The sequence below is a fragment of the Microbacterium sp. Cr-K32 genome, from assembly GCF_000708345.1.
Lineage (GTDB): Bacteria > Actinomycetota > Actinomycetes > Actinomycetales > Microbacteriaceae > Microbacterium > Microbacterium maritypicum_A.
In genome coordinates this window covers 40,961-54,485 of record NZ_JARD01000011.1, presented here as the reverse complement: position 1 = coordinate 54,485, position 13,525 = coordinate 40,961, and the positions used below count along the sequence as shown (strand labels likewise).

General features: G+C 68.5%; 9 protein-coding genes. 3 read left to right on the top strand and 6 right to left on the bottom strand.

What is annotated here, in order from left to right:
- From GZ64_RS0104350 to GZ64_RS0104335, 4 genes are all read right to left on the bottom strand, one after another.
- On the bottom strand, positions 1 to 1,256 hold a 1,256-nt coding region (locus GZ64_RS0104350; protein ID WP_231479824.1), incomplete at its 3' end, for an HNH endonuclease signature motif containing protein.
- 78 nt (positions 1,257 to 1,334) lie between these two features.
- Complete coding sequence (locus GZ64_RS0104345) at positions 1,335 to 2,432, bottom strand: serine hydrolase domain-containing protein (RefSeq protein WP_036331084.1); 1,098 nt, start codon at positions 2,430 to 2,432, stop codon at positions 1,335 to 1,337.
- Positions 2,433 to 2,544: 112 nt separating this feature from the next.
- Positions 2,545 to 3,708, bottom strand: a complete 1,164-nt coding sequence (locus tag GZ64_RS0104340) for an acyl-CoA dehydrogenase family protein (RefSeq protein WP_029265285.1) — start codon at positions 3,706 to 3,708, stop codon at positions 2,545 to 2,547.
- 152 nt (positions 3,709 to 3,860) lie between these two features.
- Positions 3,861 to 4,790: a M15 family metallopeptidase gene (locus GZ64_RS0104335; protein ID WP_029265284.1), complete on the bottom strand. Its 930-nt coding sequence runs from the start codon at positions 4,788 to 4,790 to the stop codon at positions 3,861 to 3,863.
- A gap of 74 nt (positions 4,791 to 4,864) precedes the next feature.
- Between GZ64_RS0104335 and GZ64_RS0104330 the strand changes: the two genes are divergently transcribed.
- Complete coding sequence (locus tag GZ64_RS0104330; RefSeq protein ID WP_029259836.1) at positions 4,865 to 5,956, top strand: Rv2578c family radical SAM protein; 1,092 nt, start codon at positions 4,865 to 4,867, stop codon at positions 5,954 to 5,956.
- Positions 5,957 to 6,002: 46 nt separating this feature from the next.
- Complete coding sequence (locus tag GZ64_RS0104325; RefSeq protein ID WP_029259835.1) at positions 6,003 to 6,542, top strand: YaeQ family protein; 540 nt, start codon at positions 6,003 to 6,005, stop codon at positions 6,540 to 6,542.
- Positions 6,543 to 6,738: 196 nt separating this feature from the next.
- Here GZ64_RS0104325 and GZ64_RS0104320 read toward each other — a convergent pair whose 3' ends face one another.
- Positions 6,739 to 8,997: a DEAD/DEAH box helicase gene (locus GZ64_RS0104320; protein WP_029265283.1), complete on the bottom strand. Its 2,259-nt coding sequence runs from the start codon at positions 8,995 to 8,997 to the stop codon at positions 6,739 to 6,741.
- Positions 8,998 to 9,279: 282 nt separating this feature from the next.
- Between GZ64_RS0104320 and GZ64_RS0104315 the strand changes: the two genes are divergently transcribed.
- Positions 9,280 to 10,176, top strand: coding sequence for an aldose 1-epimerase family protein (locus GZ64_RS0104315; protein WP_029265281.1), 897 nt, complete (start codon positions 9,280 to 9,282; stop codon positions 10,174 to 10,176).
- A gap of 131 nt (positions 10,177 to 10,307) precedes the next feature.
- Here the strand turns inward: GZ64_RS0104315 and GZ64_RS0104310 are convergent, their stop codons facing one another.
- Entirely contained in the window at positions 10,308 to 13,520 is a 3,213-nt protein-coding gene (locus GZ64_RS0104310; RefSeq protein ID WP_029265280.1) for an efflux RND transporter permease subunit, read from the bottom strand.
- Positions 13,521 to 13,525 lie beyond the last annotated feature (5 nt).

Below are 13,525 nucleotides of genomic sequence, written 5' to 3'. Positions count from 1 at the left end.
ATCTCCCACCCGTTGTCGTGGATGCGATGGTGACAGGTCTCACACAGCAGCACCCCGTTGGAGAGATCGGTCGGCCCGCGATCGCGTGTCCACCAGCGGATGTGATGCGCCCTCGTCATCTCCGGCGGCAATCCGCACATCGCGCATCCCCCGTCACGCTCCACCAACGCCAGCCGTTGCGCCCGGGTGAACAACCGTTTCTCCCGCCCCCAATCGAGAACCTCACTGTCCCCACCGAGAACACACGGGATCACGCCACCCCCGGCCGCCATCCGCCGCGCCGCCCCGACACTGACCGGCTGATCCACACCATCCACGGTCGCCGACCCGGTCCCGGCCTCCAGATCATCCAGACCCACCCGCACGATCACCCTCGCACCCGCCACCGGAACCCGCCGCTCGCACCCGAGCACATGCGCGCAGAACACCGAAAGAGCATCTGCCTGGATCATCGGCACCGTCCGCCGATCCCCATCAGGAGCGCCCGCATCGGGAGCATCCTTCCGCGCCGCGAACACCGCCGTCACGAACCCCCGGATCGCCGTCACCACCGGCGCCGCGGTCTCCACATCGAGAACCGCGTTCAGATGCACCATCCCGTCCCGCTCGAACAGCGACAACGCCCGCCTGCCACGGCACTCTTCCTCACGCGGCTCCACCCCATCCGGGTCAAGCCACGCCTCCACCCGCACCACGAGCATGCGCACACCATCGAGCGCGAGCCCCGACGCCTTCTCCACCAGCATCCGCTCCCCCTCAGCGACGCGCTCCACCCCCGCCACAACCCGGCACCGATCCAGCGCCGCGATGATCACCGCCGCCGCCGGAGCCCCCAGCACCCCCGCATCCAACGCCGCACTCACCAACGGATACCTCGCCGGCAGACGCACCCCCAGAAGATCACTCCGCGGCGCCGTCGCCTCACCCACCCTGACAAGACGCGACGCCTCACCCGTCGACACCCCCGTCGCGGCCGCGATCAACGTCGCCGGACTACGGAAACCCTGCTGCTTCGCCAGACTCCCCGCACCCAACTCCGCACGCGACTCCCGAGCAATACACGCCGCCACCGACACATGCACCGCATCCAACCGACGCCGCAACACCCCGATCGACGCGCTCACCACGACCAACTGCTCCCGCGACAACTCCCCCGAATCCCCCACACCCGCCCACACCTCATCCAAGCGAGACATCGCCTCATGCAACGCGGTCAAATTCGACATACTCGATTTTACCGCGACCACCACCGACATTCGAAGCTTTATTCGAATGAATACCGGTGCACCGGCATCCCGAGAACACCGAGCGACGCCCGGCGGTGCCGGAGATCGTCACTGCACGTCGGCGAACAGCCCCATGATCTCCGGACCCATCTCGACCTGACTCAGCACGATCCCGAAGGAGCCGTCGGGATCGACCCAGAAGTCCGTCCCCTGCCCGCCCGACCAGCCGTAGCGACCCGCGTTCTCTCCCTCGGTCTGCACCGCGACGCCGAACCCCCAGCCCGTGCCCTCCCAGAATCCCGGGAAGAAGCTGTCGTCGGTCTTCGCGCTCGACGGCACCTGGTCAGTGCGCATCAGCGCGAGCAGTTCGGGGTCGATGATGACGTTGCCGTCATGCCGTCCCCCTGCGGCGAGCATCCCCACGAAAGCCGCATAGTCGGCCGCGGTCGACACGAGCTCCGAATGACTGAGGTCGAACGGAGCGGGCGCGACGGAGAAGCCCCCGGCGGCGGGCTCGATCTCGACCAGGGCGCCGTGCTCGTGACGATACGCGGCAGGCAGCCGGTGCGCCTGGTCGAGGGGCACCGTGTATCCGGTATCGACCATGCCGAGCGGGGCGAAGAGGTCGCGTCGCAGATGATCTTCCAACGAACCGTCGACCACCCGCGAGAGCAGGATCCCGAGGATCCCGAAGGAGTGGTGGTAACGCCATCCGGTGCCGGGTTCGAAGGCCAGCGGGAGCACGGCCAGCGCGTCCAGCCACTCCTGAGCGCCCATCGCGACAGGTTCCTGCCCTGCGGCCGTCCGGTTCCCGATCATCGCCTCCGCCAGCGGGGACGGCACGACCTGCACCCCGTATCCGGAGGTGTTCGTGAGCAGGTGCCGCAGCGTGATCGGCGTCGTCGCGGGTACGACGTCGTCGAGCGGGGCGTCCGGAGCGCGCAGCACCCAGCGGTCGGCGAGTTCAGGCAGCCACCGCTCCACAGGGTCATCGAGCCGGAGGCGCCCCTCCTGCACGAGCCTCAGCGCCGCGACCGCGAGGATCGGCTTCGTCATCGACTGGATGCGGACGATCGCATCCGCCGGGAGATCGCCGGCCGTGACGATCTCGATGGCCCCGCCAGGAGCGCCGAGCACGCCGATGATCCCCGGAGCGGTGCCCCGCGCGACGTGGTCTTCCAGGATCTGCCGGAACAAGGTCGTCATGCCCTCGATTCAACCCGGCGGCAGCACCCCGTGTCCACGCCTCGACGACGATCCGGCCGAGACGGGAAGAGGCCCCGGACGTCGCATCCGGGGCCTCTGCAGGTGCACGATCTCAGCGCTTGCCGACGATCTGACGGCCGACGAGATCGCGCATGATCTCGTTCGTGCCGCCGTAGATGCGGTGCACCCGGGCGTCGGTGAAGGCGCGCGCGATCGGGTACTCCATGATGTAGCCGTATCCGCCGTGCAGTTGCACGCCTGTGTCGAGCACCTCCCACTCGCGCTCGGTCGCCCAGAACTTGACCTTCGCCGCATCCTCCGCGGTGAGCGTGTTGTCCTTGTAGGCGAGCAGCGCGCGGTCGATGTACGCCCACATCGCATCGGTGGTCGCAGACATGTCGGCGAGCCGGAAGCGGGTGTTCTGGAAGTCGGCGATGCGCTCACCGAACGCCTCGCGATCCTTCGTGTACGCGATGGTCCAGTCGAGGGCGGCCTGTGCGGCTGCGGCCGCGGCGACGCCGATCGAGAGACGCTCGAGCGGCAGGTTCAGCATCAGCTGGATGAAGCCCTGGCCCTCCTTGCCGCTGATGAGGTTCTCGTCGGGGACGAACACGTCGGTGAAGCTGAGCTCGGCCGTGTCCCAGCCGTGGAAACCCATCTTGCTGAGCTTCTTGCCCTGGTCGAAGCCCTCCATGCCCTTCTCCACGAGCAGCAGGCTGAACGCGTCGGGACGGTTGCCCTCACCGGTCTTGACGAACGTGACGACCACGTCGGCCGTCGTGCCCGAGGAGATGAACGTCTTCGCGCCGTTGAGGATGTAGCCGCCGTCGACCTTCTTGGCGTTGGTCTTGATGCCACGCAGATCCGAACCCGCTCCCGGATCGGTCATGGCGAGTGCGCCGAGCACCTCACCCGTGGCCATGCGGGGCAGCCACTTCTCCTTCTGCTCCTGCGTTCCCATGTGCACGAGGTAGGGCACGGCCAGGTCGTCCTGGATGCCGAAGGCCCCCGCCAGCGAACCGGCACCTGCGGCGATGACCTCTTCCATGACGATCGTGCGGAAGCGGTAGTCCTGCAGCATCCCGGCGCCACCGAACTCCTCGGGGACCGACAGGCCGATCAGACCCGCTTCGCCGGCGGCGCGCATGGTCCCCCGGTCGATCTCACCGGCGGCATCCCACCGCTCGATCGCTTCGCCTGTCACGTGGCGCTTGACGAAGTCCTTGACCAGGTCCCGGAAAGCCTCGTGATCCTCGTCGTAGATGTCGCGTTCCATGCCGTCCTCCTGAACGTCTCATGCATCGTTGCTCCGGTGATTCTATGTCGCAGAGGGGACGCGGGACAGGACGTTGTGAGAATGCATCCCATAAATCGTGACACTGGGTACCGCGCTTGTCGGATGCCGCAACCGGGGCTCCAGCCCCCGATTCAGTGCGCGTAGTCCGGCGCGGCAGGAAGGCCGAAGAACTCTTCGAGCGTGTGGAATCCGCCCTCGTGATAGGCCGCGGCGAGGTCGACTCCGACGTAGCGGAGGTGCCACGGCTCCGGCGCATACCCCGTCACGGGGGTGCCGACCTGCTCGTAACGCACGATGAAGCCGTATTCCCAGGCATGAGCGGCGACCCAGTCGCTCTGCGCGGTCGCTCCGAAGCCGTCGAGGCCCCCGCACCCCGTGCCGCAGGCGACCACGTCGAGTGCGAGACCCGTCTGGTGCTCGCTGTGGCCGGGGCGCGCCGAGCCCGCATCCGCCTCGGCCTGCCCCTGTGATCGCACGTGGGATCCGTACGTCGTCACCTGCAGTCCGTAGGAACGGTAGCCGTTGTTCGCGCCGATGCGTCCCACGCCCGCGGCTGCGGCGGCATCCGCCATCCGACCGACCGCCGCGGCCACGTCGGAGCGCACGCGCCCCGAGGGTGTCGTCATCTGCAGCGGCACGGAGTCGAGATTCGCCGGCTCGTACTCGGGCGGGTTCAGCGGCAGCGACTTGTTCACCACGACCCAGAGGCGCGCAGGATCGGTGAGCGAGACGCACGGAGCGTTCCCCGCGACGACCGCCTCGCGGAAGGCAGCACCGCCGCCGAAGCCCGCGATCGCCGCCGCATCGTCGCCACTCGCGATCGCCTGCTGCACCGAAGGCTCGGCACAGGGGTCGGCCGCGGTCGTCGCGGCCACCCTGACCGGCGGAACCTGCATGACCGCGACCGGCACCGGCATCGGATCGGCACCTGAGGAGGACACCGGTCCGGAACCGATCGAGAGCAGGATGCCGATGGCAGTGAGGGCGACGCCGATCGGCAATGCGGGCCCGCGGATCGGGGACCGCGGAGCCGCATGCTGAGCGTGCGGCAGGAAGGGCATTGATCCATCTTCTCATTCGAAGATATGTTGCAGACTGTCTTGCGATATCTTCGTCTTTCTGTTCGAATGGTCGAATGAGGTGGCAGGGACAGAAGCTCGGAGAGACGGACGCGGCGGCGCTGCCCGGCCTCGAAGACCGCTCGAGTGTGCTGCGCTCGGTGACCACCCCCGAGTTCGCCGGCATGACGTTCCACGAGGTGCTGTCGAAGTCTGCTCTCAACCACGTCCCCGGTGCCTCGCGCATGCCGTTCGCGTGGACGATCAACCCCTACCGCGGATGCTCGCATGCCTGCGTCTACTGCTTCGCCCGCGGCACGCACGAGTACCTCGACCTCGACGGCGGGTCCGACTTCGACTCGCAGATCGTGGTGAAGGTGAACATCGTCGAGGTGCTCGCACGAGAGCTGCGCAAAGGCAGCTGGGAGCACGAGACCGTGGCCCTGGGCACGAACACCGATCCGTACCAGCGCGCCGAGGGGCGATACAAGCTCATGCCCGGCATCATCGAGACGCTCGCGGCATCCGGCACCCCGATATCGATCCTGACCAAGGGCACGCTGATCCGCCGTGACATCCCCCTGCTCGCGAAAGCCGCCGAGCGCGTGCCGATCGACGTGCAGATGTCGATCGCGATGTACGACGACGACCTGCAGAAGGCGATCGAGCCCGGAGCCCCGACCACGCAGGCCCGGCTCGACACCGTGCGGGCTCTGGCCGACGCCGGGTTCCCCGTGACCGTGTTCCTCATGCCGATCATGCCGCACATGACCGATTCGCTCGCCGCGATCGACAGTGCCCTCGTGCGCATCAAGGAGGCGGGGGCGCGCAGCGTCATCTACGGCGCCCTGCATCTGCGACCGGGCGTCAAGCCGTGGTTCTTCCAATGGCTCGACACTCATCGTCCCGACCTCGTCTCGTCGTACCGGGGGCTGTATCCCGGGGCTTCCGCCGAGGCGCCGAAGGGATACCGGCAGTGGCTCGCCAAGCGCACCCGTCCGCTCATCCGCATGCACGGACTGGACGGCCGCCACGAAGACGACTACCCCCGGCGCGGGCTCCGACCGGGGCAGGGCCATGTGCAGACGAGTGCTGCCGCCGCGACCGCGGTGCGGTTCACCCCCAGCGCCCGAGCCGAGGCAGCGCCCGCGCAGCCGATGCTCTTCTGACCCCGCGGTCGGGCGCGCATCCCGCAGCCGCGTAGGCTCGAGGATCATGGCGATCGGTTCGACAGTCCACACATTCGAGGTGCAGCTCGCTGACACCGATCGCGGAGTCTACGAGGACTACTCGTTGCGCGTGGCCCGGCATCCGTCCGAGACCGATGCGTACATGCTCACACGCGTGCTGGCCTACGGGCTCGAGTTCGCCGAAGGCATCGCATTCGGCGGCAGCATCTCCTCGACGGAAGAGCCCGCAGTGCTCGTGCGCGACCTCACCGGCCTCGTCACCGTCTGGGTCGAGATCGGGGCGCCCGACGCCGAGCGGCTGCACTACGGCAGCAGGCTCGCCGAGCGCACCGTGGTGTACACCCACCGCGACCCCGCCAAGGTGATGGCGCCGTGGACCGACAAGCGCATCCACCGCCGCGAGGACATCCGCCTCCACAGCTTCGACCCCGGATTCATCGAGACCGCGTCAGCCCTGATCGAGCGCCGCAACACCATGACCCTCACCGTGACCGAGAACGTGATCTATCTCGACCTCAACGGCACGAACCTGACCTCCGCCGTGCACGTGCACGAGCTGTCCTGACCGACGTTCCCGCCCCGCCCCCGCCCTGCGACGGTGCCGAGCGCACGGGTTGATGCCGAACGCACGGCTTCCACGCGCACGCATCCCGTGCACTCGGCGAGATCCCGTGCACTCGGCGAGATCCTGTGCACTTGGCGAGATCCGACGCGAAAGGCCCCACCCGCAGAAGCGGACGGGGCCTTCGTCACGAGAGTGGTCAGGAGGTGAGGTCTGCCGCGGTCGGAACGCGACCGGCGATCTCCTCGATCACGTCGTCGTCGAGACGGGCGTTCTCGAACGGCGCATCGATCTCGGCGCGCTCGAGCAGCTCACTCATGCGGCGCTGACGCTGACGCGTGATCAGCGTGACGACTCGACCTGCGCGGCCGGCACGACCCGTACGGCCCGAGCGGTGCAGGTACGTCTTGTACTCGTCGGGCGCATCGGCCTGGACGACCAGATCGATATCGTCGACATGGATGCCGCGGGCGGCGACATCCGTGGCGACGAGCACGCTCACGCGCCCCGACGTCAGACGCTCGAGGTTGCGCGTGCGCTTGGCCTGGTTCAGGTCACCGTGCAGTGAGACGGCCGGGATGCCGGCGTCGTCGAACTGCTCCGCGAGCATGTCGGCGTAGGCGCGGGTACGGGCGAACACCAGCGTCTTGCCGTCGCGATCGACGAGCGACGTGAGGATGTCGGCCTTGTCGCGGTGCTCGATCACGAGCACGCGGTGCTCGATCGTGCTGGAGTCCTGGTCTTCACCTGCGACCTCGTACACGGCCGGGTCGACGAGGAACTCGTCGACGAGTGCGGCGACCTCACGGTCGAGCGTGGCCGAGAACAGCAGCTTCTGGCTGCCGTCGGCGGTGTGACGCAGGATGCGCTGCACCGGTTCGACGAAGCCGAGCTCGCACATGTGGTCGGCCTCGTCGAGCACCGCGATGCGGCAGTCCGAGAGGTCGAGCTTGCCCTGGTTGATGAGGTCCTCGACACGACCGGGGGTGCCGATCACGATGTCGACGCCCTTCTTGAGCGCGCCCACCTGACGCCCCTGCGGCACGCCACCGTAGATCTGCGTGGTGAACAGCCCGACGCTGCGGGCGATCGGCTGGATGGTGCGGTCGATCTGGAGCGCGAGCTCACGCGTCGGAGCGAGGATGATCGCGCGCGGCGACCGCCCGAACTCACGGCGCTTGCCGGCCTGCGACTGCAGCACGCGCTCGACGAGCGGCGCGCCGAAGGCGATGGTCTTGCCGGAGCCGGTACGGCCGCGGGCGAGCACGTCGCGCCCGGCGAGGACGGCGGGGATGCTGGCAGCCTGGATCGGGAACGGCGTGGCCGCACCCATACCGACGAGGGTCTCGACGATGTTCGATCCGAGACCGAGGTCGCCGAAGGTCACACCGTCGACCTCGACCGCCGCGACGGACTTCGCCTCGAGGCGCTCGTGCACGACGTCATCGCCCGGCGTGAACTTCGCTCCGGTCGATGCAGGACGGCTGGTGGCGTTCCAGTCGTTGCGGCTCGGTCGCTCGTTGCGGGCCGGGCGCCCACGGGTGTCCGAGGTCAGCGGGCGCGGGCGCTCGGTGCGGTACGCGCCACCGGTCGACGGACGCGAACGCTCGTCGCGGCCGCCCTCGTACGAACGCTGTGTGCGGTCACGGTCGAAAGCGCGACGCGCGCGGTCGGCGTCGTATGAACGCTCGGGGCGCTCGGTGCCGCGATCGTTCGACCGGGTGCGGTCACCGGCGCGGTCATCGCGACGCGGGCGGTCGTCACGGTCGAACCGAGGACGCTCGGTGCCGCGGTCACGGTCGAACCGCGGACGCTCGGCACCACGCCGGTCGTCGCGACCCGGACGCCCGCCATCGCGGTGGTCGTTGTCACGGAAGCCCTGACGCTGGGTGCCGGCGCCGCGGTCATCGCGACGCGCACGGTCGTCGCGGTCGAACCGGGGGCGGTCGCCGCCGCGGTCGTCGCGGTACGTGCCGGGCCCGGTCGGGCGCTGTCCGCTCGGGCGCTGTCCGCCGCGGTCGTCGCGACGCGGACGGTCGTCGAAACGGCTTCCGGTGCTCGGACGGTCGTTGTAGCGCGGGCGCTCGGAGCGCTCGTCGTTGCGGTGGTGCGGAGCCTCGCGACGCCCGGACTCGGCGCGGTTGCGGATCCCGCGCGCCTCGTCGCGGCCGGCGCGCTCCGACGCACCCCAGCGCTGCTTGGGCGCACCCGACTCGGCTTCAGCCGGACGGTAGCCGCGGTGGCCGGCGCTGCGGCTGCCGGGGCGACGGTCGTACCCTCCCGCGGATGCAGCGGTGCGACGGTCGCCGGCATCCGCTCGTCCGCCGCGCTCATCGCGTGCGCCGTCACGGGCGGGGCCGCCGTTGTGACGGTCGTGGAAAGAGGTCTTCTTCGCGCCGTAGCGCGGTTCGAAGTTCGCGGACGGACGTCCGCCGCGGGGCTTCTTGTTCTTCGGCATTGCGGTGTCTTTCTGTGTTCTCGCACGAGAACAGCGCCGCGCGCACGCGCGAGCACCCTGCGCCTGGTCGAACTCGACCAGCGGGGTTCCGGACTGTCAGCGGCCGGGGCCATTCATGTGATGGTTGATTAGCGTCGAGCGACGCTCACCATCGGCCCCTGGACTCACACTTCACACACATAAAACGTCCGCGCCAACGCGCGGGTGTCCGAAGCCGACCGCTCAAGTGTAGCCGACGCTCCTGAGAGACCGCCGACCCGATCGTGGCCGTACGATGACGAGGTGAGTACCGCTTCCCCCACCGGCGCCCAGATCAGCCTTCGACGCGGCGAGGTGACCGCACAGATCGCACAGGTCGGCGCCTCCCTGCGTTCGCTGCGCATCGACGATGTCGACCTCGTACCACCGTATCCTCTCGAGCTGCCCACGCCGGCCTGTTCCGGCGTGGTCCTCGTCCCGTGGCCGAACCGGGTGCGCGACGGAGAGTGGGACGACGACGGCACCGCACGGAGACTCGCGATCACCGAGCCGAAGCTGAACAACGCGAGCCACGGCCTGTTGCGCTTCACCGCCTACGAGGTCTCGCACACCGAGGGCGAAGCCGTGCTGCGTGCGACCGTCGTCCCGCAGACGGGATACCCGTACCTGATCGAGACGACAGTGGAGTACGCGCTCACGCCCGACGGCATCGACGTGTCGCACACGCTCACCAACCGGTCGACCACGTCCGCGCCCGTGGCCCTCGGCACCCACCCGTTCGTGACGATCGGCGACGTGGACCCGCATGACCTCGTGCTGCGGATCCCCGCGCAGACGGCGTTCGACACCGACGACAGGATGCTCCCCACCGGCACCCGACCGGCCGATGCCGCTCTGCGCGAGGGCGTCCGACTGGGAGACGTCACCCTCGACACCGGCTTCACGGATCTCGCCCGTGATCCCGACGGACGTGTGCACCATTCGCTCACCGCACCGGACGGTCGCCGCGTGACGCTCTGGCAGGGCGAGGGTTTCGACTACGTGCAGGTGTACACGACACCCGCTTATCCCGGTCAGAGCCTCGCGGTCGCGATCGAGCCGATGACCGCACCGGCCGACGCCCTGAACAGCGGCCTCGGCATCCGCCGGCTCGCCCCCGATGAGACCTGGACCCTGCACTGGGGCATCACGCTGAGCTGACTCGACGCGCCGCGCCGCGAACTCCCCGACGAGAACAGAGAGCGAATGACGCCGCGCCGGCGAGTCGGATGGTGACTCGCCGGCCGCGGCGCACATGATCTCCGTTTCGGCCGGGCGGCGCCGAGAAGGCGCTACTCCCCGCGCTCGCGCAGCTCGCGGCGGGTGAGCTGCGGCGCATGCGGCAGACCCGAGGCATCGATCAGCACCGGCTGAGCCGACGCCACGGCGGCACCGGATGCATCCGGGCCGACAGGAGCATCCGGAGCCGAGGTTCCTCCGGCATCCGTTCCTCCCGCCTTGCGCGCCGCGCGTCGTTCCTTGGCCCCCTCGACGAGGTTGTAGAGCGTGGGCAGCACGATCAGCGTCAGCACCGTCGACGAGATCAGACCGCCGATCACGACGATCGCGAGCGGCTGCGAGATGAAGCCGCCGTGACCCGTGATGCCGAGGGCCATCGGAGTGAGGGCGAGGATGGTGGCGAGCGCGGTCATCAGGATCGGTCGCAGACGCTTCTCACCACCGGCCTTCACCGCCTCGATGGTCGACAGACCCTTCTCCCGGTACTGGTTCACGAGGTCGACGAGCACGATCGCATTCGTCACCACGATGCCGATGAGCATCAGCACGCCGATCAACGATGCGACGCCGAGCGGCACACCCGTGATGATCTGCAGCAGGATCGCCCCGGTCGCCGCGAACGGCACCGAGATGAGCAGCAGCAGCGGCTGGCGCAGCGACTTGAAGGTCGCGACCATGACCACATAGACGATCAGGATCGCCGCGAGCATCGCCAGCCCCAGCTGCGAGAACGAGTCGGCCTGCTGCGACGCGACACCGCCCACCTCGGCGGATGCACCGTCGGGCAGGTCGACCGCCGCGAGCGCGGTGTTCACGGACTGCGTGGCTGTGGCGAGGTTGTCGGACGCCGGCGGCACGGTGATCGTCGCGGTACGACGGCCCTGCTCCGTGGTGATCGAGGTGGGTCCGTTCTGCTGCTCGACGGTCGCGATGTCCTGCAGCTGCACGATGCCGGTCGGCGTCGGGATGGTGAGCTGCTTGAGCGCGTCGACCGTGGTCGGCGGGTTCGGGGTCACGATGTAGACCGTCAGCGCGGTGTCGTCGATCTCGACGGATCCTGCCTGCTGCGGACGCATGGTGCCCGACACGATGGCACCGACCGCGACCTCGGAGAGTCCACGCTGGGCGGCGGCTTCCCTGTCGACCACGACGGCGATGTACGGCAGCGACGCGGCGAGGTTGTCGCTCACCTGGCCGACGCCGTCCTTCCCGTCGAGTTCCTTGACCAGCGCGGTGGTCGCCGTCTGGAGGTCGTCCGAGCTCGAGGCGCTGACCGTGATCTCGATGTCGCTCGATCCGAAGCCGGCCGAGGCCGAGACCGCGACATCCCCGACATCGTCACCAAGGCCGTCGATCGCATCCTGCACATCCGCGCGGAGCTTCTCCTGATCGGCGTTCGAGTCGGTGAGCACCGAGTACGTGACACCCGCACCGCCCGAGAAGGCGTCGCTGAGCGCCGAACCGCTGGTGCCGATCGAGGCCTGTACGTGCTCGATGCCGTCGATGTCGAGCAGGGCGTCTTCGACCGCCACCGCCGCATCCGACTTTGCCTCGAGGCTCGCCGTCGGGCCGAGGTCCTGTGTGATCGTCATGGTGTTCTGGCCGGAGTCGCCGAGGAAGTTGACCTTCATCAGCGGCGCTGCGGCGAGCGTGGCGCCGAGCACGACGACCGCGAGGATCACCGTGACACCGGAGTGCTTGAGCGTCCAGCCCAGGATCGGCCGGTACTGGCGCTGCAGCCACGTCGGCGGCGCGTCCGGGTGCTCGGGGTCGATCGCATCGCCGTGCTCGTCGAGCAACGGCTTGCCCGGCTTGAGGAACCAGTAGGCGAGCACCGGCACGATCGTCAGGGCGACCAGGAGCGAGGCGACCATCGCGATCGTCACCGTCATCGCGAACGGCCGGAAGAGCTCGCCGACCATGTCGCCGACGAAGACGATCGGCAGGAAGACCGCCACTGTCGTGATGGTGGAAGCTGTGATCGCCATCGCGACCTCGCGCACCGCGAGGCGGATCGCATCGCCCTTGTCGGCATCGCCCACGTAGTGACGTTTGATGTTCTCGATCACGACGATGGAGTCGTCGACCACGCGACCGATCGCGATAGTGAGCGCACCGAGGGTGAGCACGTTCAGCGAGTAGCCGAACGCCTGCAGCCCGATGAAGGTGATGAGCACGCTGGTGGGGATCGAGATCGCGGTGACGAGGGTGGAGCGCACCGACATCAGGAAGACGAGGATCACGAGCACCGCGAACACCAGGCCGAGCATTCCCTCGGTGGCGAGCGTCTCGATCGACTGCACGATGAACGGCGCCTGGTCGAAGATCACGGTGAAGGTCGCGTCCGGGAAGGCGTCGCCGATCGTGTCGAGCGCGGCGATCACGCCGTTGGACACCTCCACGGTGTTCGCCGCGGGGAGCTTGGTGATGGAGATCGACAGCGCATCCTTGCCGTCGACACGGGAGATGGAGGTGACGGGGTCGGACTCCTGAACGACCGTCGCGACATCGCCGATCGTGACGTCGGTGCCGACCAGCGGAAGGGCGGCGATCTCCTCGACCGAGGTGATCTTCGCGCCCGTCTGCACCGTCAGCGTCTGACCGTTCTCGGTGATGTCGCCACCGGGGAACAGCGTGCCGTTCTGGTCGAGTGCGTCGTTGATCGCCGAGGTGCTCTGGCCGGCAGCGGCGAGCTTCGCGACGTCCGGGGTGATGCTGATGCGCTGCCCGACCCCGCCCACGATCTCGGCCGCGTTGACGCCGTCGACGTCTTCGAGTTCGGGGATCGCGACCGATTCGAGCTGGGCCTGGGCGTTGTCGGCATCCTCGAAGCCGGTGACGGCGACCTGGATCACGGGGAAGTCGTCGATGGAGACCGACAGCACCTGCGGCGTCACATCCTCCGGCAGCTGCGAAGAGATGCGGTTGATCGCCTGCTGGATCTTCTGCTCGGCTGTGGCGAGATTCGTTCCGTAGGCGAACATCGCCTGCACGATCGAGGCGTTCGTGGTGCTGGTCGCCGTCGTCGACTCCAGACCGGGCACGCCCTGGATCGCCGCTTCGACCGGCGTGGATACGTCGTTCTCGACCACCTCGGGCGAAGCGCCGGGGTAGGTCGTCATGACGACGAGTGCCGGCAGCTCGAGCGAGGGGATGAGTTCCTGCTTGAGATTCGTGAGCGCGAGCCCGCCGAACACCGCCGCGACGATGGTGATGAGGGCGATGAGCGCGCGGTTCTTCAGGCTCAGGATGGCGAGTTTCGACAAGGCGG